The organism is Arthrobacter sp. CC3 (assembly GCF_039907775.1).
Lineage (GTDB): Bacteria > Actinomycetota > Actinomycetes > Actinomycetales > Micrococcaceae > Arthrobacter.
This window is the reverse complement of record NZ_JARCCY010000052.1, coordinates 1-22,851: the sequence shown is the minus strand read 5'-3', so window position 1 is coordinate 22,851 and position 22,851 is coordinate 1. Positions and strand designations below refer to the sequence as shown.

Below are 22,851 nucleotides of genomic sequence, written 5' to 3'. Positions count from 1 at the left end.
TGAAATGTTCCTGCTTCATCAGCTGAACATGCTGTGGCAGCGTCTCAATCAAGCCCGAGGTTCCATTTTCCGCAACCGGCGCGCCGCACGTCCCGTATATCAACATCATTTTCAGTCGACGCACCGCCCGACGGTCACACCGGTCGACCGGGGCAGCACATGGAATAAGGATCCGGCCTCTGAGGCTGTTGCCCGGCCGCTTTCAGGTCTAGCGCGGGAAGTAAGGACCCGCGCATGAACGTGCAGGTAGCCATAGCCGGACGGGGATCCGGTGCCGTCGTCCTCGCATCAGTGAGGCCGAACCAGGGGACAGAAACTGCGCCTTTCGGTCTTATGGGCGACGGAACGGAACGGCAAGGATGGCTGCCCACAACACCCCACCTCCCGATCGGCCGGAATGTATACGTCCTGAACCGCGACGAACTTGTCAGGCGGGGCCTGCGGCACCTGCTGGAATCCAACGGGTTCACCGTCGTGGGGGAGAGTGGATCCGCCGATGAGGCCGCCGGCCGGATTGCGGCCCTGCGCGCCGATCTGGTCATTCTTGATGATGAGTTTTCGGACGGAACCGGCGCCGGAGTGTGCCGCACTGTTGCCGAGGCCGACCGCTCCATCCGGTGCCTGCTGCTGACCGGGCAACCTGAGGAAACCGTGCTGATTGACTCCATCCTGGCCGGAGCCTGGGGGTGCCTGTCATTGGATGATGACAACACGGAGCAGCTCCGGCTGATTCGCGGGGGCACTGGACGGGCACACCGCCTATAGCCGCCGGTTCCAGCCGGGGCAGCCGACCAGTGGTCCCCGGGGCGGACCGGGAGTCTCTGCTGCGCTCCTGAACTGCACCGGTGAGGCCGGCACCATGCCCCCGACGGACGAAATGCGGGCGGCCGGTGCCGGGCGGCTGGCCGATGCCCTCGCCGCGGCCCGAGCCCTGTAGACCCAAGCCCGGCAGCAGCGGACCCGGGCCCACCGAACCGAGCACGAGGCCGAACGGAGCTCATGTACAAAACCGCGACGCTCAGCGAGGGCGCGACGGGCACTTCGAGTGCTGAGAGCGCGGATTTTGGGGTGTGCACATTGTGCACACTTCGGGCCTCGGACCGGGTCGTGCATGGGTCGGATCGGGCGCGGATTCCGTACGTTTCCGCGGGAGCCCAGTAATCGCAGGGGCGGGGAATGCAGTTCGAGTCCCCCCACCCCTCGTCAGAGGGGTTTTTGCTTTAATGTGCGGACATTGACCCTCCGCGGGTCCCTCTGACATTGGCCGCGGTTTGTGCCTGGCGCGGCGGTGGCCTGTTCGGTTGTGTGGGTGGCGGGTTAGCCCTGGTCTGTGTGTCAATGGCCAACGCCCGCTGGGATCTAGCGTTATACGTCGTCCTTGTTGTGGTCTGGTGCCCCGTTGTTGGCTGTCACTCGTTCATGGCCAGGAGTTGTGGTGACGACATGACCAAGACGAATTTTCTTCGGGATCTTCGTCGGATGGCTGCTTTCTGCGAGCCGGGCCGAGTGCGCTCGTAGCGTGTTTGTCCGGCCAATGGGGGTGTGCACACGTTTGTGCACGGGCGGCCTGTCGTCCTCATTGTGGTCCCTTCCTTCTGACTCTGACTTCACCAGTTCATGCAGGTCTCTGTTCCGGTCGACATGACTTTGCGGCCCGGATCGTAGGTTCTTGTGGGACGTTCCTGTAATCGGGCACCTCTTGTTAGCGGCCATGAAAAACTGCCCGTAGGCGGCCACGGAACTGCCCACTGCCTTTTCCTTACTGGAGCCTGCCGCTTAAGCGGCGGGAGCCTCTCCCCGGGGTTTGATGACGGTGTCTACTCGCACCAAGGTCGCCCGGGAAGAGGCCCTAATGAAGTTGACGGAGAAATCATGGAAATAGTCGCTGCGTATGAGCTGACCCGAAGGAACGCAACTAACGGAAAGCAGGACCTGCCGTGACATTGACAATCAAAGCGAAAGTGCTGGTCACTGGGGCCACTGGAATGCAGGGCGGTGCCGCCGTCCAGGCGCTGCTGCGCGCGGGGCACCCCGTGACAGCATTCGTGCGAGATCCCGAGTCGGCGCCCGCCCGGGCGCTTGCCCAGCAGGGCGTGACGCTCGCGATCGGCGACATGGATGACACCGTGTCTCTGGACGCTGCCAGCGCCGGACAGGACGTGGTGTTCTCCATGCAGATGCCGGGTCATGACCCTGCCGACCCGGTCGCCGAGCACCGTCACGCGCGCAACATCGCCACCGCGGCTAAGCGCGCCGGGGTCTCCCAGATCATCCACACGTCCGTTTCGGCCACCGGATGGAGGAGCGAACACCCCGAAGTGCAGGACACCCACCCGGTGATGGAGGCCTACTGGCACCAGAAGGAAGCGGCAGGGGACGCGATCCGGCAGGTGAGCATCAAGCGCTGGACTATTTTCAAGCCCGCCCTGTACATGGAGAACTTCCTCCCGCCCAGGCAGGATTATATGTTCCCCGACCTGCCTCAGGGCAAGATCGTCACCGCTGCAAGCCCGCAGGCCGTGATGGCGCTCATCAACGCGGACGACTTCGGAGCAGCCGTTGCTGCCGCCGTGGCCGATCCCGACAAGTTCCACGAAGCCGAGATCGAGCTGGCAGGCGACGCGCTGACCCACACCGAGATCGCGGACACGCTCTCCAGGGCCGTCGGTCGCGAGGTCGCTGCCGCCTTCGTCTCCCGGGAGGAGCAGGAGCAGCGCCTTGGCGCACCCACGGCGGACAGTCAGATCTGGAACGACCGGGTCGGCTACCCCGCGCCCACACCACGCCGCGCACTACGGTCTGACCACGACAACCCTCGAACAGTGGGCAACGCAACAGGACTGGACCATCCCAGCAAACTAAATCTGGCTTCGTTAGCAGAGCGGTGTCTCCAGCGGGCAAACGCCCCGGAGATACCGCCTCCCGAGCGACATACACCACGTCCCGCGGCTGCAGTTGCTCCCACACACACGGGTCGAGGCCTGCGAACGCCAAAGCCAGTGTCAACGTCCCCAAACTGTACGCGCCTGTGTAACGCTCAGCGGGGTTGGTGATACGTTACGGTATGAATCGGATACGGGCGCGTCTCCACCCGCGATCAACATCCCGAGGCCCAGTACGACGCATTGACGGCTGCCGGCTGTGAGCAGATCTTCCTTGACACGGCTTCCGGGAAGCTGGCCCGCCGGCCCGAGCCGGACAAGGCCCTGCTTTCGGCCAACCGGGCAGGGGACCAGTTGGTCGTCACCAAGCTCGACCGGCTGGGGCGCTCCCAAGAACACCTCATGGATTTGTCCAAGACGCTGCAGGAGCGCGGTGTGGATCTTGTGGTCCTGGACCAGAACCTCGATACCTCCACACCCCTGAGCGGATGTGCTTCCAGATCCTCGGGTCGATCGCGGAGTTCGAACATGCCCTCATGTCCGAACGGAACCCAAACTTGGCCCGCGCCAGGTCAAGCTGGACCGGGAAATGTATGTAGAAAAAGGCCTGGACGGCAAGCGGGCTCACACGGTAGAACACATTGCACGGGAATTCGGCGTCACCCGGCCGACGAGCTACCGGCACCTAGCGAAGCCAGACCAAAAGCCCCGTGCAGAGGACTTCTGACATTCAGTGCAGACGACTTCTGAAACTGACAGGCGGCCCGTCACCACCGTCTGCTGAAACGTCTCGCTGCTATGTCGCGCAACGGAGGCTCCATATCGGTGTCCTCGCCAAGTCTTACGAGACGCTTCTGCCCGGTTAGGATCTGAGACTTTCTGGAACCAAGGTCAGAGATGCCGAATCGAACCCTATCCTGACAGCCCCTCGGCTACCAACCTGACATCAGATTGGGATGTAGTTCATTCGACAGAGAACATAAGCGCGCGTTGAGCAAAAAACTGCGGCCGGGATCCGAGAGCTGGCGTTCGCGGCTAGGGCTATTGATGAAGCTGGGTGCTGAGTTCGTCTCCCGTTGGCGGTTTTGCGCCGGCCCGACTCACGGTGATGGCGGCGGCCATCGCGGCGGTCCGTCCCAGCTGTTCAAGGACTGAAGGTGCGTAGCCGTCGGTTCCGCGGGTGAGCAGTCCCAGGATCAGTGCAGACATATATGAGTCGCCGGCGCCGATGGTGTCCACGACGTCCGACCTCTCTGCCGGGATACGGAGGCAGATGGAGGGTGTTGCCATAAGTGAGCCTGATGAGCCTTTGGTGATGACGGCCAGTTCCGCTCCCAGGCCGAGGACGTGTGTTGCTGTTTCTTCGAGCGCTTTCCCGGGATAGAGCCATTCGGCGTCCTCGTCGCTGAGTTTGACGACGTCGGTGAGGTGGACCAGTTCCTCGAAGGTGCGAAGCGCTTCGGCATGGGTTCCGAGCAGGGCGTGTCTGATGTTGGGGTCGTACGTGATAGTGCACTCAGCGCGGAGTTGTTGAAGGATTGCCTTGACCTTGCAGGCGCCGGGTGCGAGAAAGCTTGCGATCGAACCGGTGTGGAGAACCTTGGGCGGGGCCGGTGCTAGGTCTGGTTGTTCGATATTCCAGGTGATGTCGAAGGCGTAGCTCGCCGCCCCATCGGCGGCTATGGTGGCGGTCGCCGTCGACGTTCTTTCCGCTGGGCGGGAGCCGGGGAGGAGCGTCACCCCGGCGCCGGCCAAGTGCGTTTTGATCGCGGCGCCGCGGCGGTCCGTGCCGAGGGCGGTGTGCAGCCCGGTGTTGACTCCCAGCCGGGCCAGGCCGTAGGCGACGTTGGCCGGTGACCCTCCGGGGTGTTGGGTGGTGCCCTTGGGGGTGGTGACGATGTCGGTGAGGGCTTCGCCGATGACGATGACGTCCAGCACCTGCCGGGAAGGGTTTGGCTTGACGTTGGTGTGCATGTGCTTCTCCTGGTGGGTGTGCCACCTCACGCGAACTGAGTGACCTGAAGACTGTGGATGGTCGCTGTCCCGCCGACGGCGTAGACGGAGAGGTCGGTGCTGGTCCCGGTCGGGAAGATCAGTTCGGTCATAGTGACCTGCCCGCCCTGGGCGAAAACTTCAACCGAGCAGCGGTCTACGAAGATGGTGAGGCTGTAGGCCATGTCTGTGGGGTGCACGGGTGCGGTGTCGATGGAGGGGAAGGATCCGTGGAAGTCTGTCTGCCCTGATTCCCGCCGGTCCACGAACAGTTTGCCTTCGCCGGGGAGGATGCCCACGCGGGTTCCCTTGGCACCATCTCCACGCAGGATGAGGCCGAATACCTCCGCGCTTCCGGGGGTGAAGCTGACGTCGATGCGCTGGACTGTGCCGGCCGCGCCGGCCAGAACAAGCACGCCCTCGTGGATGGTGGTTTCGGAAAGGCAGTACGATTCTTGACCAGCCAGGGCACTCCAGTCGCCCGCGGGTTGTTGGACCAGGCACAGGTTTCCGTCGCTGCTCCGGAGAGATATTTCGCGGGCGAGGCTCATGGGGCTGCGCCAGGGTGTGGTGGGTATGTGGTTGGCGTACTCCCAGTTGTTCATCCAGGCGATCATGAGCCGGCGGTTGTGCGGGGCGTCGCTGAAGGAGACGGCCGCGTAATAGTCCCGGCCCCAGTCCAGCCATTGGTAGTCGCCCAGCCGGTCGGGGTCCTGCTGGCCCTCGGTGACAGTGGTCGCGGAAGTGAAGGTGATTCCGTCGAAGTCGCCCACGAAGTATTGGCCGGCCGAGCCGTTGTTTGGCCCGCCGGGGTTGAGGTTGATGGTAAGGACCCACATGAGGTTTTCCGGGTCACCGTCCACCGGCAAGGGGAACAGGTCGGGACATTCCCAGACTCCACCGGTGGCGTTCGCGGGGCCGAAGGTGCTCAGCAGCTCCCAGTTCCGGAGGTCCTGAGACTTGTAGAGGACGACCTGGAAGTCGGTGGCTTCGACGGCGACCATCACCCAGTAGCTCCCCGCGTCGCCGTCGTACCGGATGACTTTGGGGTCCCGGAACTCGGCCGATCCGCGGCTTAGCACGGGGTTGTCTGTGTGTTTTGTCCAGCTGTAGCCGCCGTCCAGGCTGTAGGCCAGGGACTGGGCCTGGACGCCGTCATGCCCGGAGCCGGGTTTGAATGCGCTGGTGTAGATGGCCACCAGAGGGGCCACGGACCCGGTGCCGAAACCGCTGGTGTTCTCGCGGTCGAAGACGATGCTGCCGGAGAAGATGTCTTCGTTCTCGTCGCAGGCGATGGCGACGGGATGTTCGGTCCACGTCAGCAGGTCGGTGGAGGTGGCGTGGCCCCAGGACATGTTTCCCCAGACGTTGCCCAGCGGGTTGTTCTGGTAATAGAGGTGATAGACGCCGCTATGAAAAATCAGGCCATTGGGGTCATTGAGCCAGGTGTTCCGGGCTGCAAAGTGCAGGGCCGGCCGGAAGGTCTCGGCTGTCGTGGCGGTCGCGGCAGTCATGAAGGTGACGTCTCAATTCTTGGCAGGTCTGGTCCCTGCAGGTCCTCGTGGGGAAACAGGCAGGTGAATGAGCGGGGCGGCTGGGGCCTGCGCGGGCAGCGCAGGCCCCAGCCCGGTTGCGGAGTTAGGAGTTCTTCTTATAACGGTCGTAGGCCTGCTGGTAGACCTCGATCATTTTGTCGACGCCGACGTTCTTGAGCTGGGAGACGTAGCCGTCCCATTCCTGCTCGATGCCTCCGGAGACGATCCATTTAGCCATGTTCTGCTTCACCAGGGACGTGACATCGGTCTGGATGGTGCTGATTTGCTGCAGTTCCTCGTTAGAGAGGGCCACCGGGGGGTAACCGTCATTGCCCGCGAAGGGCTCGTAGAGTTCCTCAACGGTCTTCTGCCGATCAGCGGCCCGGGGTTCGGGAGCGACAACGGTCTTGAAGTTCGCAGCGGTGTTGGCCTTCGGGCCGCCCGGTGCGACCTTTTGGCGGCGTTCGCCTTCGCTGGTTCCGGCCGGGGCGGGGATCTGAGTCAGCAGACCGCTGGAGTCCTTCTGCAGGGTCTCACCGATCGGCCCCCAGTTGGCCTGGGCTGACTGGACGGGGTCGTAGAGGTTGTCGGCCCAGCGCATGGTCGCGGCAGGGTATTTGTTGTTCCGGGTGATGGCGAAGGCGCCGCGGGCGATTTCCTGGTTGTTGGACTGGCTGGCGATCCGTTTGCCGTTCACGCCTTCCAGGACCGGGACCAGGGCGTAGTTGCTGGCCCGTTCGGCGCCGACCATTTCAGGTACTTCCCACCAGACGAAGGAGCCGAGGTTTTCCGTGGCGGCTTTGCCCTTGGCCAGGTAGGCCTTGTCGTCCTGGGAGAAAGACTCGGGGTCGATCAGGCCTTCCTGGTACCACTCGTGCAGGGTCTGGATGGCCTTCTTGTAGCCGTCCTGGGTGGCAGTGAAGGTCACTTTGTCGTCCTGGACGATGCGGTGGTCCATATTGTCAGGGACGCCGCCGAGGGCTGCGATCAGGTCAACGATGTCCCCACACCAGGATCCGGGCATGAAGCTCAGCGGGATGGTTTTGCCGGTGCCGGAGGCGTCCTGGGTCTTGAAGGCGAGCAGGGCATCGTGGAACTCAGTGATGGTCTTGGGCATCGGGATGTTGAGCTTCTTCAGCCAGGCGGTGTTGATGGCCAGTTCGTTGGGGAACTGGACCAGGCCGAGTTCTTCCACGGACGGCAGGGAGTAGATGTGTCCGTCCGAGGAGGTGATGGCTGCCTTGACGTCGGGCCGTTCGGTAAGCAGCTTGGTGAGGTTGGGGGCGTTCTTCTCGATGAGTTCCTCGAGCGGAATCAGGGTGCCGCTGGCGGAGTAGGTGGCGATCTCGGCGTCGGTGAGGCCGGTGTTGAAGAACGCGTCCGGCAGCTCACCGCTGGCCAGGATGAGGTTCTTCTTTTCCTGGAAGACCGTTTCGGGCAGGTTCTCCCAGTTGATGTGGACGTTGGTCGTTTTCTCCCATTCCTTGACCACTGCCATGGTGTTGTAGTCCGGTGCCAGGGCGGCCTTCGTGCCGGAGAAAGTCAGGTCGAGTTGCTTGCTGACGATCGGAAAGCCGGTTTCCTGGAACCCGAAGTCAGCGGAGGCGTCTTTGACCTCCGTGGTTCCCGAGCCGCCGCCGGAGCAGGCGGTGAACATCAATGTTCCGGCCAGGACTGCGCCGAGGGCGGCGAATTTACGGCTGAATGCCATGGTCATTCCTTATCTGAGGAGGGTGTGTGCTGACTGCCCGGGGCGGGTGCCTGGGCGGTGGTACTGGGGAGGGCTATTTGACGGCGCCGATCATGGCGCCCTTGGTGAAGTGCTTCTGCATGAATGGCAGGGCAATCATCAGTGGCAGGCTCGAGACGACGATCATGGCGTACTTGGTGAGCTCCGCGATCCGTTGCGCGGCGGCATAGGATTCGATGTCCCCGCCGGTGGTCCCGGTGGAGGAGACATCTGACTGGATCAGGATGTTGCGCAGGACGAGCTGCAGCGGGTATTTGGTGTCGTCGTTGAGGAAGATCAGTGCGTCGAAGAACGAGTTCCAGTGCGCCACGACGTGGACCATGATCATGAGCATGATCAGGGGCTTTGACAGGGGCAGCACCATCTTGAAGAAGAACTTGAAGTCCGTTGCCCCGTCCATCTGGGCCGCTTCGCGCAGTTCGTTCGGGACGGTGTGTTCAAAAAATGAACGGGCGATGATCAGGTTCCAGACGCCGACGGCTCCGGGCAGGACAACTGCCCAGACGGTGTCGAGCATGCCCAGGTCGCGGACCACGAGGTACTTGGTGATGAGTCCTCCGTCGAAGAACATGGTGATAACGAACAGGAGCATCAGGATTTTGCGGCCGGGCATGTCTTTGCGGGACAGGGCGTAGGCGCCGCACAGGATGGTGCTGACGCTGATGGCGGTGCCGAGAACGGTGTAGACGATGGTGTTGCCGAGCCCGTTCCAGATCCTGCTGTCGGCGAAGATCCGCTCATAGCCTTCGGTGGTGATGCCGGAAGGGAAGAGCCAGACCTTGCCTTCGTAGACGGCGTTCGGGTCGCTGATGGAGGCGATGACGATGAAGTACAGCGGGTACACCACGGCCAGGATGGCCAGCAGCAGGACAGCGGTTGCGGCGATGTTGAATACGCGGTCACCGTACCTGTCCCTGAGCGTCGGCTTGGGCCGGAGGCGGCTGCCTTGGCCGATGGCAGGGTTCGGGTGGTCGGTAGTGCGGGGGTTCGTTGTTAGAGACATTTCGGCATCACCACAGGGTCGCTTGGTTGGCCCGGCGCGCGATCGTGTTGAAGACGAGTAGCAGCGCCAGGTTGAGGAGGGAGTTGAACAGGCCGATGGCGGCGGAGTAGCTGAACTGCGCCTGCTGCAGGCCTGCGTGGTAGACGTAGGTCTGGATGATCTCCGAGGTCGAGATATTCAGTGGCGTCTGCATCAGCAGTGCCTTCTCGAATCCGACGTTGAGCAGGTTTCCGATGGCCAGGATGAACAGGATGGTCACGACCGGCATGATGCCGGGAAGGTCAATGTGCCGGATCCGCTGGAGCTTGGAGGCGCCGTCGACCTTGGCCGCGTCATGCAGTGCCGGGTCGATGGCCGCAAGTGCAGCGAGGTAGACGATCATGGAGAAACCGGCGTTCTGCCAGACGTCGGACATCACGTAAATGGGGCGGAACCACTCAGCGGAGCCCATGAAGAAGACCGGCTCCCCGCCGCCCAGCTGAATGGCGTTGTTCACGAGGCCTGACCTGGGGGACAGGACCACGAACATGATGCCGACCACCACGACCGTGGAGATGAAAGCCGGGGAATAGAGCACCGTCTGGGTGAACTTCTTGAACCTCTCGCTCTGGAGCTGATTAACCAGCAGCGCCAGGATGATCGGGATGGGGAAGGCAAGCAAAAGGCCCAGCACGGCGATCCAGAGCGTGTTGCCGACGACCTGGCCGAACTGGTAGGAGTTCACGAACCTGATGAAGTGCGTCAAGCCCACCCACGGACTATCGGTGAACCCGTCCGCGGGGTTGTAGTTCTTGAAAGCGATCTGCACGCCATACATCGGCCAGTACTTGAAGACCAGGATGTAGATCACGGCGGGCGCTAGTAATACGTATAACTGCCAGGCACGGGAAACTCTCTTCAGGCGGAGCGAAAGAGAAATTTTTCGTTGCGGCAACGGTGCCGCGGCTGGACGCCCGCGCTGGGCCGGGATGGTGCGGCTCATGGCATCTCCTTAGGGTGAGTCACTGAATTTCGTTCGATCAGAGGGCAATCCATCAGCTCGACCCGGCCATCGGGTTCCGCGTCCTGGAGGATCAGTTCAACCGCTCGCCGGCCCATGGCGACGAACGGCAATTCAAAGGTAGTTAGGCCCGGCCGGAGAAACGGGGCCAAAGTCGCCTGATTGTCGAAGCCCACAATGGACACGTCCTCAGGAATTGAAAGGCGCAGGTCCGACACCGCCTGGTAGGCGCCCCAGGCGCCGCGGTCATTGGCACAGAAAATCGCGGTGGGTGGGTTACTGGAGGCCAACAGCTCCATCGCGTACTTGTAGCCGTCTTCCTCGCCGCCTTTGCCGAAGCGGACCAGCTCCGGGTCCAGTTCCAGGCCTGCTTCCTCGAGTGCTTTCCGGTAGCCGTTGTACCGCCCGACGGCGGCCGGAAGTTCGCTTTCAAGGCTTTCAATATTGATCAGCGCGATCCGGGAATGACCGGCTTGGAGCAATCGGCGAGTGGCCGAATGCCCGCCCGTGACTTCGTCGGGAGCGACACTTGCAACCCGTCCGGCCCGGTCCTGGGAATTTAGGACCACTGATCGGACGCCCGTCAGAGCCTCCGGGACGTCCAGACGACGGTGGTACATGCCCGCGTACACCACTCCTGCAACTTTGTAGGAGAGCATGGCGTCCAGGGATGCTGCCTCAAGTTCTTTGTCTCCGCCGGTGTTTACCGTGAGAAGGAGGAGCCCGTCCTCCCATGCCCGCTGCTGGGCACCTTCAATGATCGCGCCGGCGAAAGGCGTGGTAGCCACCGAGTCACCGATGAACCCGATCATGCCGGCCACGCCCTCACGAAGAACCTTGGCATGGGCGTTGGTGCGGTACCCCAGCCGATCCACAGCCTCCCGAACCCTCTTCCGGGTCTCCTCTGAGAACCGAGACCCGGAAGCTGAATTCAGCACCAGGGATACAGTGGCCTGCGAGACGCCGGCAGCAGCAGCGACGTCATGCATCGTTGGTCCCGATTTCGGCCGCAGTCCAGCCATGGGCACCTCCTCGGGCCGTTAGTAATCCGGTTGGTTATTCGTATAACTTTGTCAACAGTAGCGGGCATCACATTCGGCGTCAAGACCCTTCGGCCCGGTGGGCAGGCTTCCTCCGAAAGTTACGCTTTCCGCCCCGCCCCGCGCGGCCCCGCCGGTCCAACGGAAAAGCGCTGATATTCCTGCAAGTGGGCGTTGGCGAGTGGTGCTGATTTCAGGCCATCCGTGTGCCAGTGCGCTATGGCAAGAGGCCAGAGGTTTGTCCCGTCGACCGCAAACATAACGATCGGCTGCCGTCCAGATCGAGTTTGCCGGCCGCGTCAGCGGGGTATCAGCAGGCTGATTTGTGTCCTGATGTCCTGTACCAGTGCTTCAATTTCCAATCCAGCGTTCACACTTGCGGCCATGCTGACAAACATGATCGCCGAGATGATGCGCGCCGTCGTCGCGGCGTCACCCACGCCGCCCAGTTCGTCCCGGTCCAGTATGGCGGCAATGGCCTCCTCGGTTTGCCCAACGATGGATAGTGCTGCGCTGTGGTGTGGCTCCGTAGGGTCGCCGAAGACCATTTCTCGCAGGTAGAAGCGTCCGTTGTCGATTTGGGTTCGGTTGCACTCCACGATCGGCCGCACGACGGCCATCACCGCACCCAGGGCATCCCGGATGGTTTCAGCATCCGCCCGGCCCCGCTGGAGAGCTTCGGCGTAGTTGGCGTTCTGAACGAGGAGGAGGAGTTCTCCCTTGGTTTTGGCGTAGAGAAAAAGGGTTCCGGTGCCGATGTCGGCTTTGTCGGCGATCTGCTGGGTGGTGACGTCCTCGACCCCGTATTCGGCGAACAGCTCCGTGGCTGCGGCCGTGATGCGGTCCAGCTTCTCCTGCTTGTTCCGCTCGCGCCGTCCGGGCGGCTGGGATGTGACAGGCATGTGGGTTCCTCTGGACGTAAACTGACTGGACTCAATAATGAGTATATCGAAGCTGCGGAGACCGGGCCCTCCGGTCGGCGCCCCTACTCTTTGTAGTGGGGGAGGATCCGGCCACTCTTGACGTACGTCAGTGCTGCTTCAACGTCATAGGCATGGATGGCAGAGACCACTGGCTTCAGTTGATGCGAGAGGTTGCGGACGGTAGGGCTGCTAAGGAATGCGGCGCGGGCTGCCGGTTCGGCGAATCCCAGGATGATTGATGCGTGGAAGCGTTGGTCCGCCGGGTTGTCGTGGGCGACGCGGGGTGTGTCCCACATCTTTTTAATCCATGGCATGAATGACTGGGTGCGCAGTTCCTTTAGCATCCCAGTATCAGCCAGGGCAGGAACAAGTTCCTTTTTCACGGCCCGCCGGAATTCACCTGGGCGGACACCGGGGCGGCGGCGGAGGTAGATGACCGCGCGGGCCCCGACAGTCTCTACCGGGGACGCGACGTCATGCCAGCGTGAAGTGTTCGGCGGGCCGGCGTAGAGAAGGGTGCGGCGGAATACGTTGACTTCGTCCTTGTAGGCCAGGGCGGTCTGCTTGCGCCCCTTGAGCGGCGAAAGCGCGGATTGGAAAGTGACTTCCGCGATGCCGTCGATCTTCCGCTCTGCAGGGATGGCGGTCTCCACGCCTGTGGTTGCGGGCCATAGGCCGGGGTTGTGTTCGGCGAGGTGGATCTGCCGGTACTCCTCCAGCCCTGGTGTGGCGGCGATGATGCCCGAGTGCGGGCCCTTCCAGTAGTCCATGCCGGTTTGGCGCGCTTGCTCGGTGCGCACCCAGAGCAGGACCGAAGACGTGAAGTGCTTTGTCACCTGCGGTTGGGCTGTTGTTGCCGGTGGGGTGCCCATGGGTGCCTTCCTGTCGCGAGCGTTGCGGTCAGGGGGCGAGGAATTCGACGACGGCGGGTGCGAACGTGGCGTGGTACTGGAAGATACCACCGTGGCCGGAGTCGGGGTAGATGATCAATTCGGATGCCTTGATGCGGTGATGCAGGTCCTCAGAGAGCACGGAAGGCACCATGCGGTCGTTGTCGCCATTGGAGATCAGTGCGGGCTGAGTGAGGATGGACAGGTCCGACGGGGCCGAGCGGCCGAACTTCTGGATTGCCTTCAGCTGCGTCTGAAATGCCCGGGTGCTGATTGGCTTGTCACGGTTCTCGGTTCGTTCCTGCAGGCGTTTGATGAAGACTTTCGCAGCGGGTTTGCCGGTGGCGTTCCGGTTGAAGAACAGGAATTCCTTGGGGTCGGACCGGGTCAGGGTTGCCCGGAGGATGTCCCGGTAGGTGGTGCCGACGACCTTGTCGATGTCCTTACCTCCGCGCGGACCGGTTCCGGTCAGCACGAGCTTGCGGACAAGATCGGGATGTTTGATGACCAGGTCCTGGGCGACCATGCCGCCCAGGGAGAAGGAGAAGACATCAATCGTGTCGAACCCGAGGGCCTGGATGAAGGTGTAGGCGTCGTCGGCCATTGCTTCGATACTGTCGGGAACTTGTCCAGTGGAAGCGCCGACGCCGGGCTGGTCGAAGGTGATGACGTGGCGGTTCCTGGCAATGGGGTCGATGATACGGGGGTCCCAGTTATCGAGGGTGGCTGCCAGGTGCACGAAGAACAAGACGGGGATCCCGCCCTTCGGCCCAAGCTCGCGATAGGCGTAGCTGACGCCTCCGGCGGTAATGGTGCTGGCAGGTGCCTTCGCGTACGAGGTGACGACTGGCTCGTTTGGGGCGTCGATGTTGTCCATGACGGTTGTACTCCTGTGTTCTCTGCGTGAAGAGCGGGTATCGGCGGGTCAGCCGGTGACGGTGAGCACTGCTTTGCCCCGGAAGCCCCCTGCGGCCAGGGATTGCAGTGCCTCTGGAGCCTGGCCGAAGGTGAAGACCTTCCCTACGACGGGGCGTAGCACGCCGGCGTCAACCAGGGCGCTGATTTGACGTAGTTGGTCGCCGCTGGCCCTCATGAAGAGAAACTCGTAGCTGACGCCGAGCTTCCTGGCTTGCTTCCTGATCTTGCTGCTGAGCCCTGTGATCACAAGGCGTAGCAGGGGGTTGAGGCCTGCTGTGCGGGCGAAGGCCGGATCGGGCGGGCCGGCGATTCCAATCGCCTTCCCACCGGGCTTGAGGATGCGCAGTGATTTCTGCAGGTTTTGCCCTCCGAGGCTGTCGAGCACCAGATCGTATCCGCCCAGGAGTTGCTCGAAGTCCTGGGTGCGGTAGTCGATGACGACGTCGGCGCCGAGGTCCCGTACGAACCCGGCGTTGGAGCTGCTGGCGGTGGTTGCGACGGTCGCGCCGAGATGCTTGGCGAGCTGGATGGCGATGGAACCGACTCCGCCTGCGCCGGCATGAATGAGAACTTTCTGCCCTGGACGCACGTTGCCCTGCTCGACGAGGGCCTGCCATGCGGTAAGGGCTACCAGTGGCAGCGATCCGGCCTCCTCCATGGTGGCCGATTCGGGCTTGAGCGCAAGGTCTTCCTCCGCAATGGCAACGCGTTCAGCGAACGTGCCGATGCGGTTCTGGTTCGGACGGGCGTAGACCTCATCCCCGGGCTTGAACTCCTTCACCTTTTCCCCGACGCTCAGCACGGTGCCGGCTACGTCGTTGCCGAGGACCAACTGGAGCTTGTAGGGAAGGATCTGCTTGAACTCGCCCAGGCGGATCTTCTCGTCCAGCTGGTTCAGGCCGGCAGCGTGCACCTGCACCAGCACGTCCCGCTCGCCGACGGTCGGTTCAGCAACCTCGGCTTCGCGCAGCGGTTCCTTGTACTTGGTGATAACGAATGCCCGCATGCCGCGATGCTCCTTATAGTAAAGTGACTCTAGTCAATTATGACTATACTCAGTTAATTGGTAAGCGTCAATGAAAAGTGCCGTGATGATGGGTTGACCCCATCACCACGGCACGGCAGCTGTTGCTAAGACTTGCTGGGCGCAAGTTGGGGGTAGAGCGCCTCGATGGGGGCGCTGAGTCCGGCCTTGAGCTGCACGGACGTCTCGTCGGCGAGAACTTCGTACTCGCCGGCTTCGAGGGCATCAAATACCGTGGTGACCAGATCGGCCGGGTCCATCTTGGGGTCGGTGGCATGCGCCGCCATCGCCGTGTCGACGTAGCCGACATGGACTCCCACCACGTGTACTCCTTCGGCGGCGAGTTCCAGGCGCAGCGAGTTCGTGGCCGACCAGAGGGCCGCTTTGGTGGCACTGTAAATGCCGCCGACGGCGTACCAGCTCATTGCGGAGTGGATGTCGATGATTGCGGATGTGTCCTTGGCTGACAGGATCGGCGCGAATGCGCGGGCGAGGAAGAGCGGGCCGAGGAAGTTTGTCTCGACGTTGGTCCGGATTTCCGCGTCGGTGTGGGAAAGGATGCCGGGGGTTGCAACGGATGCTCCAGCGTTGTTGATCAACACTGTGACGTCGCCCGCAGCCTCGACGGCGGCCCGTATTGAGGCCGGGTCTGTGATATCGAGGGTCAGTGGGACGATGCGTTCGTCCTCCCAGGTGCGGGGGGTGCGGGCGGTGGCGTAAACCTTGCTGGCGCCGCGTGCGAGGGCTGTGTGGACGAAGTGGGTTCCGATGCCGCCGTTTGCGCCGGTGACGAGGACGACTGCTCCATTGAGTGAGTGCATTTCACGAACTTTCTTGTGCTGATTTCCATCCATGCCGGTCGGCCTGGGTGGTGTGGTGCGGGATTAGGCGTGGGCAAGGGCCGGGTAGTCGGTGTATCCGGTTGCCCCGCCGCCGTAGAGGGTGTTGGGATCCAGCTCGTTGAGCGGGGCGTTTGCGCGCAGGCGCTCAACACCCTCTCGGTGTCGCCCTCGTTGATGCCACCCAGTGGCATGGCGGGGGAGAGGCGGATACCCACCCTGTCTGCGCCGATTTCATCGGCCAGGGCCTGGGCGAGTTCGATCACGAACCTCGACCGGTTTTCTATTGATCCGCCGTACGCGTCGGTGCGGTGGTTTGCGTTGGGGGAGAGGAACTGGTGCAGGAGATAACCGTTGGGGGAGAGGAACTGGTGCAGGAGATAACCGTTCGCTCCATGGATTTCAACTCCGTCGGCGCCGGCTGCGATGGCCGATGCCGCCGCGTGGCGGAAGTCAGCCACGGTGTTCTGGATATCCTCGGTGCTGAGCTCTCGTGGTGTCGGCGTTTTCTGGGGTCCGGTCGGCGTGAGAATATCCTGGTCTGCGGAGATCGCCGAGGGCGCCACGGGCTGACGGTGATGAGGAGTGTTGTCCGGGTGGGACATGCGGCCCGCGTGCATGAGTTGGATGAACACCGCCCCGCCGCGGGCGTGAACTGCTTCGGTGACGCTTCGCCAGCCCTCGACATGCTCGGGTGTGTAGATCCCCGGTGTGTTGGCATAGCCCTGTCCGTCTGCCGACGGCTGGGTGCCCTCGGTGATGATCAATCCCAAGGAGGCGCGCTGCCCGTAGTACTCGGCCGCTAAGTCGCCCGGCGCGCCATCAGGGCTGGAGCGGTTTCTCGTCATGGGTGCCAGCGCCAGCCGACGGGATAGGTCAAGGCGCCCAAGAGTAAGTGGTTGCCACAGGGCGGAAAGGGTCACGGGATAGTCCTTTGCGTTCGATGTATCAGAGCATCACCGCCGTCCAGCCGTAGTTCGGCCGCCGTGGACGCTAAGACTGCTAATGCGTCCGCACGTTGGTGACTACACTCATAACTGAGTGTGCTCAGGATATATTCCCATGAGAATCAGGAGGGCAAGAAGCGATCGGTTAGAGGCTTGGTTCTGTCCTTTTTGTATGTCGTGGGTCCAAAGAATCTGCGGGAAAGCTACCTGGGCTCCAGGGTCAGCAGCCGCAAGACTTGCGAACGATGAGATCGGTGGTGAGGAGCTCGATCCCGCCCCCCGGATCTTCCGGTGACAGGGCGGCTGCAAGAACCCTCTCTGCGATCCGATCGATGGGCTGCCGCACTGTGGTCAGCTGGGGCCAGCTGAATTCCGATTCAGATGTTCCATCGAACGAAACAATGGCAATATCCTCCGGTATGGACAGGTTGGCTTCGTGAATGGCGCGAAGAGCGCCCACCGCCAGCAGGTCGGAGCTGGCGAAGATCGCTGTCGGCGGCTTTGGCAACGCCAGCAGCCGGCGGGTCGCTTCGTACCCGCCCTGACGCGTGAAGTCGGTGAGCTCGGCCGGCCCCTCAGGCAGGCCCGCCTCGTTGAGGGCCTTCTTCCAGCCATTGTGTCGCGGGTCTGCGCGTGAAGGGTCAATGTCCCTACCCACCAATATGCCGATATCCCGATGCCCGTGTCCGATCAGGTGCTGGACGCCCAGGGCGGCGCCCTGTTCAAAGTCTGTACTGATGATCGGTATGCCGTGCACGATGCTGGACTGGTCGATGAGCACACGGCGAATGCCATGGACCTGCATGGCGGCGACTTCACTGGGTGGCAGAACTGTCGCGAGGATGATCGCGTCAACCTGCCGGGATACGAGATTGACTGTGTTTTGCCGCTCGGTCTCCGCGTCGGTGCGGGAGTTCGCGGTCAGGAGGGCATAACCGCGGGTGGCCGCCGCCTGCGCGATAGTGTCCGTCAGCTCGGCGAAGTACGGGTTGGTGCTGTCCGGGACGATGATCCCCAGAAGCCGGGCGGAGCCCATGGTCAGGGCGCGGGCAGTTGCGTTCGGCTGGTACTGAAGCGCCTTGATGGCCTCCCGCACGCGCTCTGCTGTTGCCTTCGCCACCGGTTTGGGGCCGCCGTTGATCACATAACTGACGACGGCGGTACTGACGCCCGCGTAGCGGGCGACGTCAGTTCGCGTGACTTTCCCGGAACCCGCCTGTGTCTGCACACTTGCCATCGAGAACACCTTTCACCTCATTGTTGAACTCAGTCTACCCGGGTGGACTCCCTTGAATGCACATACTTGCGCTAATTTTCGGCACCTAAGTCACCTCTTGCACGAATGATTCTACCCGCGTAGACTCGCATTGTGCCGCTGAGAAGTGACCCTCCTCACGCCCCCCGCCTGACGATATCCAGGCATCGAAACGCTTCCATAAGTTCCACATTTCCAAGAGGAATCAATGATGATGACCATTCCAAAGTCCCGTCGCACGGCGGGGATCATTGCGGCCGCAGCTGCCGTTTCCGTAGCAGCCCTGTCACTGACCGGCTGCGGCGGACCGGACACCGGCAACGCCGGCCCATCCGTCGAAGCGGGATCCGGCGAAGGCACCATAAACGTCTGGGCCGTTGATGGTCAGGCAGCCGAGAATGACGCGTTGAAGAAGATCATCTCCAACTTCGAAACGTCCCAGAACAAGATCAAAGTGAACCTCAAACTCTTCCCCTCGGACCAGTACACCAAAGCAGTCAACTCGGCAGCCCCCGGCGACCTGCCGGATGTACTCGACTTCGACGGCCCTACACTGGCCAGCTTCGTCTATAACGGCAAGATGGCACCCCTGAAGGGCTCCGTCTCCGGGGAAACGCTGTCCAACCAGACGGACTCCATCAACGCGCAGAACACTGTGGACGGCGCCGTGTATGGCGTGGGCATGATGAACGCGGGCCTGGCCCTGTGGGGCAACAAGAAACTCCTGGATTCTGCAGGTGTCACGTATCCGACCACTCCGGAAGAAGCCTGGACGGCTGAGGAGTTCACCGGGGTCCTGGATAAGCTCGCGGCCGTCGTCCCCGGGGGAAAACCGCTGGACCTGTCCGAACAGTATGGCTTCGCTGGAGAGTGGGGAACGTGCTGTTCTGCCGGGCCGGTCATCTGGTCCGGTGGTGGCACGATGCTCAAGGACAACAAGGCCGTCGGAGCTTTGGACTCCGACGCCAACGTCAAATCGCTGACGACGCTCGCGTCCTGGAAGAAGTACACCGATCCGAACGCTGACGGCCTGGCATTCCCGAACGGGCGGGTTGCGCTGAGCTGGGTGGGGCATTGGACCTACCCGACCTACAAAGCCCTTGGCAGCGATTTGGTGTCCATTCCCTTGCCCAACTTCGGGAAAGGAACCAAAACCGCCTCCGGTACCTTCGCATGGGGCATGGGCGCCACCAGCAAGAACGGCACCGCCTCCGGGAAGTTCCTGGACTTCCTGATGTCCGACGAAAGCGTACGCATCTACACCGACGCAAACGGGGCCCCGCCGGCGACCAAAACGGCACTGTCAGCTTCAAGCCTTTACGGCCCCGGCAAGCAGTTGCAGCTGCTTGGCGACCAGCTGAGCAAGGCGTGCGGACCCGAAGAACAGATCACCGAGACGTGTGTCAGCGTCACACGGCCCGTGACCGCCGGTTACCCCATCGTGACGGATCAGGTCGGCAAAGCAGAGGCCGCCATCTACTCAGGCAAGAACGCCAAGGAAGCCCTGAGCGCCGCAGCCCGCGCCATCGACCAGAACTTCGCCGACAACGACGGATACAAGAAATAGACCTCCGCAGCAGTCCGGCCGCCCCATTCAGGGGCGGCGCGGACCGCCGGACTCGCTCCCAGCGAAAGCCTTCATCATGACCACTGAAATCCAAAAGATCCCGGCCCCCGCAGCGGCCCCGGCCAAGCGACAGTCTTCGGCCGTTCTGACCGGGCACCGGTTCGCGGGCCCGCTGTTCGCCAGCCCGGCGCTGATCGGCCTCGCCATCTTCCTGGTGGCGCCGTTCGTGCTCGCAGTCGTCCTCTCCTTCTACCGGGTGCAGCTGAACAGCCCCCGCCCCGCACGGTTCATAGGATTTGAACAGTACACACGCCTGTTCACCGATCCTGACCTGTCCGCAGCCTTCGGCCAGGCACTGCTGAACAACTTCACCTTCGCCCTCATTGTTGTTCCCGTACAAACGGTTCTGGCCTTGGGCCTGGCTGTACTGGTCAACCGCAAGCTGCGCGGGATGGTGGTCTTCAGGACGTTCATCTTCATGCCCTTGGTCTTCCCGCTGGCCCTTACCGCGGTGATCTGGCGGCTTATCTACTCCCGCGGAGATGAAGGCCTCCTGAACGCCATCCTGGGGCTCTTCAGCGGGGGCGCTTTGTCCAGCCACGACTGGCTCGGCAGTCCCTCCACGGCACTTGGTTCCATCATTGTCATGTCGATCTGGCAAAGCGTGAGTTTCCAAATGATCATTGTCCTGGCCGCCCTGCAGAGCGTTCCCACCGAACTTTACGAAGCCGCATCGCTGGACCGGGCCAACAAATGGCAGCAGTTCATCAACGTCACTGTTCCCGGCATCCGGAACACCCTGATCTTCGTTGCGCTCATAACGACCATCTTTTCGTTCAGGCTGTTCGACCAGGTGTACCTGCTGAGCCGCTCCGGCAGCGTTGACCGTGGTTCCACCGAGACCGTCATGACGCAAATCATCAACACAGGGTTCGACAATAACAACGTGGGCCAGGCCGCTGCCATGACTGTCATTTTCATGCTGATCATTACCGTGATCGCAATCATCCAACGCGCCGCCGTGCGCCAGCGAGGAGGGGTCTGATGACGATGGCCAAAACCATGGAGCCAACCCGGCGATCCAGCAGCATGAAACGCACCCGTCGCTGGCAAACAGCACTCCATTACCTGATCCTGACCGTTGTCGCGCTGTTCTTTTTCCTGCCCGTCTACTACCTGATTGTTGGCAGCTTCCGGCCATCCTCGGAGGTTCTGAGCGGACTGAGCGGCTTCGTCCCAACCAACCTGTCCTTCGACAACTACGCCGGCGTTTTCGACCACCTCAATTCAGATGCCACCGGCTACTTCGGCCAGTTCGCCCTGGTATCGATCATCGTCACCACAGCCGTGGTTGCCGGCAGCCTGATCGTGAATTCCATGGCGGCCTATTCGTTCGCGAGGATGAAATGGCGCGGCAAGAAGGTGCTGTTCCTGCTGGTGATCATCCTGACGATCATCCCGTTCGAAGCCGTCGCTCTTCCCTTGTACTACATGTTTTCGGGGCAGCGGGACACCGTCGTCATCCAGGCGATCCCGTTCATGGCCAACGCGTTCTCGATCTTCCTCTTCTACACGTTCTTCCTGGACGTCCCAGGCGAAATCGAAGAGGCCGCGAGGCTCGATGGGGCCGGGCCGTTCAGGACGTTCTTCCAAGTCATCGTCCCCATCACCAAGCCGGCATTCGCCACAGTGGCCATCCTGACCTTCCTGGCTCAGTGGGGATCCTACCTGTGGCCGGTCCTGATGGTCTCAGACCCGACCGTCCGGCCACTGCCGTTGGCGATCAGCATCTTCCAGAACCAGCAGCCTCCCGAATGGGGCCAAGTGCTTGCCTTCGGCACGATGTTCATCGTCCCGGTCCTGGCGGTCTTCCTGATCTTCCAGCGCTGGTTCGTCGCCAGTATCAGCAGCTCCGCCATCAAGGGCTGACGCTCTGCGTCGACCCGACCGGCCCACCTCAACGAAAAGAATAGGTGCACTACTTTGGCCTTCAGCCTCAAAGACTCATGGGTATGGGACTTCTGGATCGCCGACGACGGCGACACGTTCCACATGTTCTACCTCCATGCCTCCAAGAGCCTGGGAGACCCGGCCCTGCGGCACCGCAATGCCCGGATCGGGCACGCCACCTCACAGGACCTGATCACGTGGGAACCCCACGGCGTGGTCCTGCAGCCGGATGATCCGGAGGCGTTCGACGCAACCTCCACCTGGACGGGCAGCGTGGTCCAGGGCCCGGACGGGATGTGGCGGATGTTCTACACCGGCGCGCGCTTTTATGACACCCACAACATCGAGGCCATCGGTGTTGCAACGTCCCCGGACCTTTACACCTGGACCAAGCAACCCGCCGTCGTGCTTGAACCTGACCGCCGCTGGTACGAACGATACGGTGACAGCAGCTGGCCGGAAGAAGCATGGCGGGACCCCTGGGTCTTCGCCGACCCGGACGGCGAGGGCTGGCACATGCTCATCACCGCCCGCGCGAATGAGGGTGGGGACGATGACCGCGGCGTCATCGGCCACGCAGTCTCACCCGACCTCTCATCCTGGGAAGTCAGGCCACCCCTCAGCCAGCCAGGCTCCGGATTCGGACACCTCGAGGTCCCCCAAACCGTAGTGCTGGACGGCAGGACCCTTTTAGTGTTCTCGTGCGGCGTGGATACGCTTTCCGCCAAGAAAGCCGCAGGGTTCGACGGCGGCGGCATCTGGAGCCTCGAAACCCACCATCTCAGTGGTCCCTTCGACGTCGCATCCGCCGCCGTAGTCACCACGGCACCGCTCTATAGCGGAAAACTCGTCCAGGACAGGTCCGGCCAATGGATCATGATGGCCTGCCATGACGCCAACAGCGATGGCACGTTCGACGGCCTGGTGTCCGACCCCGTGCCGGTCCACTGGGATCCCGCACGCGGAAGCCTGACCACCGCTGCAACACCCAGGAACTCATGAGGACTTCAATGCCGACCCGCAACCCAGGGGCGATCCTGCACCTGGCAGCAGGTGGAGTGTCGGTGGTACTCGACGCCATGAACGGGCAATTACCGGCAATTGTGCACTGGGGAGAGCAGCTGCCCGTGCCGACTGCCGAAGAAGCCAGAACAATGGTAGGAGCCAGTACTCCCGTCACGGGTTCCAGCACCATCGACGTCCCACCCCGGCCCGGCCTCATGCCAGGACAGGACTCAGGCTGGATGGGGCGCCCAGGACTAGGGCGTGTCTCCTTATTGGCGTAGCCAGATGACGACTGCGTAGAGGACGACGCCGGCACGGTAGGTCAGTGCGA

Annotated in this window: 19 protein-coding genes and 1 pseudogene; 7 read left to right on the top strand and 13 right to left on the bottom strand. The window is 62.4% G+C overall.

What is annotated here, in order from left to right; genetic code table 11:
• Nucleotides 1-234 precede the first annotated feature (234 nt).
• The 3 genes from PV761_RS21380 to PV761_RS21370 all read left to right on the top strand — a co-directional run bounded on the left by PV761_RS21380 (nt 235) and on the right by PV761_RS21370 (nt 3,632).
• A complete protein-coding gene (locus tag PV761_RS21380) occupies nt 235-765 on the top strand; it encodes a response regulator transcription factor (RefSeq protein ID WP_347899614.1) in 531 nt (176 codons plus the stop codon).
• A gap of 1,172 nt (nt 766-1,937) precedes the next feature.
• Nucleotides 1,938-3,053 carry an NmrA family NAD(P)-binding protein gene (locus PV761_RS21375; protein ID WP_347899613.1) on the top strand — a complete coding sequence of 372 codons (1,116 nt, stop codon included), beginning with the start codon at nt 1,938-1,940 and terminating at the stop codon, nt 3,051-3,053.
• 72 nt (nt 3,054-3,125) lie between these two features.
• Complete coding sequence (locus tag PV761_RS21370; protein WP_347899612.1) at nt 3,126-3,632, top strand: recombinase family protein; 507 nt, start codon at nt 3,126-3,128, stop codon at nt 3,630-3,632.
• Between the two features lie 291 nt (nt 3,633-3,923).
• Here PV761_RS21370 and PV761_RS21365 read toward each other — a convergent pair whose 3' ends face one another.
• The 13 genes and pseudogenes from PV761_RS21365 to PV761_RS21305 form a co-directional block, all read right to left on the bottom strand.
• The gene (locus PV761_RS21365) at nt 3,924-4,856 is read right to left on the bottom strand and encodes a carbohydrate kinase (RefSeq protein ID WP_347899611.1); all 933 of its coding nucleotides are present in this window, start codon (nt 4,854-4,856) and stop codon (nt 3,924-3,926) included.
• Between the two features lie 26 nt (nt 4,857-4,882).
• Nucleotides 4,883-6,388, bottom strand: a complete 1,506-nt coding sequence (locus PV761_RS21360) for a glycoside hydrolase family 32 protein (protein ID WP_347899610.1) — start codon at nt 6,386-6,388, stop codon at nt 4,883-4,885.
• A 124-nt stretch (nt 6,389-6,512) separates the two neighbouring features.
• The gene (locus PV761_RS21355; RefSeq protein WP_347899608.1) at nt 6,513-8,120 is read right to left on the bottom strand and encodes an ABC transporter substrate-binding protein; all 1,608 of its coding nucleotides are present in this window, start codon (nt 8,118-8,120) and stop codon (nt 6,513-6,515) included.
• Between the two features lie 73 nt (nt 8,121-8,193).
• Nucleotides 8,194-9,162 (bottom strand): carbohydrate ABC transporter permease, encoded by a 969-nt coding sequence (locus PV761_RS21350; protein WP_347899607.1) that lies wholly within the window; start codon nt 9,160-9,162, stop codon nt 8,194-8,196.
• A gap of 7 nt (nt 9,163-9,169) precedes the next feature.
• Nucleotides 9,170-10,144, bottom strand: coding sequence for an ABC transporter permease subunit (locus tag PV761_RS21345; protein WP_347899606.1), 975 nt, complete (start codon nt 10,142-10,144; stop codon nt 9,170-9,172).
• Nucleotides 10,141-11,151, bottom strand: a complete 1,011-nt coding sequence (locus PV761_RS21340) for a LacI family DNA-binding transcriptional regulator (protein ID WP_347899622.1) — start codon at nt 11,149-11,151, stop codon at nt 10,141-10,143. Before PV761_RS21340 ends, PV761_RS21345 begins: the two co-directional genes overlap by 4 nt.
• 350 nt (nt 11,152-11,501) lie before the next feature.
• Entirely contained in the window at nt 11,502-12,104 is a 603-nt protein-coding gene (locus tag PV761_RS21335; protein WP_028270732.1) for a TetR/AcrR family transcriptional regulator, read from the bottom strand.
• Between the two features lie 83 nt (nt 12,105-12,187).
• Complete coding sequence (locus PV761_RS21330) at nt 12,188-12,997, bottom strand: strictosidine synthase (protein WP_347899605.1); 810 nt, start codon at nt 12,995-12,997, stop codon at nt 12,188-12,190.
• A 28-nt stretch (nt 12,998-13,025) separates the two neighbouring features.
• Nucleotides 13,026-13,892 carry an alpha/beta hydrolase gene (locus PV761_RS21325; protein ID WP_347899604.1) on the bottom strand — a complete coding sequence of 289 codons (867 nt, stop codon included), beginning with the start codon at nt 13,890-13,892 and terminating at the stop codon, nt 13,026-13,028.
• Between the two features lie 48 nt (nt 13,893-13,940).
• Nucleotides 13,941-14,939, bottom strand: coding sequence for an NADP-dependent oxidoreductase (locus tag PV761_RS21320; RefSeq protein ID WP_347899603.1), 999 nt, complete (start codon nt 14,937-14,939; stop codon nt 13,941-13,943).
• A gap of 125 nt (nt 14,940-15,064) precedes the next feature.
• Entirely contained in the window at nt 15,065-15,778 is a 714-nt protein-coding gene (locus PV761_RS21315) for an SDR family oxidoreductase (protein WP_347899602.1), read from the bottom strand.
• 63 nt (nt 15,779-15,841) lie between these two features.
• Nucleotides 15,842-16,644: pseudogene (locus tag PV761_RS21310) on the bottom strand (hypothetical protein).
• A 319-nt stretch (nt 16,645-16,963) separates the two neighbouring features.
• On the bottom strand, nt 16,964-17,980 hold the full coding sequence (locus PV761_RS21305) for a LacI family DNA-binding transcriptional regulator (protein WP_347899621.1): 1,017 nt from the start codon (nt 17,978-17,980) through the stop codon (nt 16,964-16,966).
• Between the two features lie 229 nt (nt 17,981-18,209).
• Between PV761_RS21305 and PV761_RS21300 the strand changes: the two genes are divergently transcribed.
• From PV761_RS21300 to PV761_RS21285, 4 genes are all read left to right on the top strand, one after another.
• A complete protein-coding gene (locus tag PV761_RS21300; protein ID WP_347899601.1) occupies nt 18,210-19,565 on the top strand; it encodes a sugar ABC transporter substrate-binding protein in 1,356 nt (451 codons plus the stop codon).
• Between the two features lie 76 nt (nt 19,566-19,641).
• Nucleotides 19,642-20,610, top strand: coding sequence for a sugar ABC transporter permease (locus PV761_RS21295; RefSeq protein WP_347899600.1), 969 nt, complete (start codon nt 19,642-19,644; stop codon nt 20,608-20,610).
• Nucleotides 20,610-21,494 carry a carbohydrate ABC transporter permease gene (locus PV761_RS21290; protein WP_347899599.1) on the top strand — a complete coding sequence of 295 codons (885 nt, stop codon included), beginning with the start codon at nt 20,610-20,612 and terminating at the stop codon, nt 21,492-21,494. The genes PV761_RS21295 and PV761_RS21290 overlap by 1 nt, the downstream gene beginning before the upstream one ends.
• A 54-nt stretch (nt 21,495-21,548) precedes the next feature.
• A complete protein-coding gene (locus tag PV761_RS21285; protein ID WP_347899598.1) occupies nt 21,549-22,517 on the top strand; it encodes a glycosyl hydrolase family 32 in 969 nt (322 codons plus the stop codon).
• Nucleotides 22,518-22,851: the final 334 nt, after the last annotated feature.

What these genes read in the sequence shown, in the direction of transcription:
- PV761_RS21315 (WP_347899602.1), bottom strand. Translation starts at nt 15,778, where the DNA reads ATGCACTCACTCAATGGAGCAGTCGTCCTCGTCACCGGCGCAAACGGC.
- PV761_RS21300 (WP_347899601.1), top strand. Translation starts at nt 18,210, where the DNA reads ATGATGACCATTCCAAAGTCCCGTCGCACGGCGGGGATCATTGCGGCC.
- PV761_RS21335 (WP_028270732.1), bottom strand. Translation starts at nt 12,104, where the DNA reads ATGCCTGTCACATCCCAGCCGCCCGGACGGCGCGAGCGGAACAAGCAG.
- PV761_RS21320 (WP_347899603.1), bottom strand. Translation starts at nt 14,939, where the DNA reads ATGCGGGCATTCGTTATCACCAAGTACAAGGAACCGCTGCGCGAAGCC.
- PV761_RS21350 (WP_347899607.1), bottom strand. Translation starts at nt 9,162, where the DNA reads ATGTCTCTAACAACGAACCCCCGCACTACCGACCACCCGAACCCTGCC.
- PV761_RS21380 (WP_347899614.1), top strand. Translation starts at nt 235, where the DNA reads ATGAACGTGCAGGTAGCCATAGCCGGACGGGGATCCGGTGCCGTCGTC.
- PV761_RS21340 (WP_347899622.1), bottom strand. Translation starts at nt 11,151, where the DNA reads ATGCATGACGTCGCTGCTGCTGCCGGCGTCTCGCAGGCCACTGTATCC.
- PV761_RS21360 (WP_347899610.1), bottom strand. Translation starts at nt 6,388, where the DNA reads ATGACTGCCGCGACCGCCACGACAGCCGAGACCTTCCGGCCGGCCCTG.
- PV761_RS21330 (WP_347899605.1), bottom strand. Translation starts at nt 12,997, where the DNA reads ATGGGCACCCCACCGGCAACAACAGCCCAACCGCAGGTGACAAAGCAC.
- PV761_RS21345 (WP_347899606.1), bottom strand. Translation starts at nt 10,144, where the DNA reads ATGAGCCGCACCATCCCGGCCCAGCGCGGGCGTCCAGCCGCGGCACCG.
- PV761_RS21305 (WP_347899621.1), bottom strand. Translation starts at nt 17,980, where the DNA reads ATGGCAAGTGTGCAGACACAGGCGGGTTCCGGGAAAGTCACGCGAACT.
- PV761_RS21295 (WP_347899600.1), top strand. Translation starts at nt 19,642, where the DNA reads ATGACCACTGAAATCCAAAAGATCCCGGCCCCCGCAGCGGCCCCGGCC.
- PV761_RS21325 (WP_347899604.1), bottom strand. Translation starts at nt 13,892, where the DNA reads ATGGACAACATCGACGCCCCAAACGAGCCAGTCGTCACCTCGTACGCG.
- PV761_RS21290 (WP_347899599.1), top strand. Translation starts at nt 20,610, where the DNA reads ATGACGATGGCCAAAACCATGGAGCCAACCCGGCGATCCAGCAGCATG.
- PV761_RS21365 (WP_347899611.1), bottom strand. Translation starts at nt 4,856, where the DNA reads ATGCACACCAACGTCAAGCCAAACCCTTCCCGGCAGGTGCTGGACGTC.
- PV761_RS21355 (WP_347899608.1), bottom strand. Translation starts at nt 8,120, where the DNA reads ATGGCATTCAGCCGTAAATTCGCCGCCCTCGGCGCAGTCCTGGCCGGA.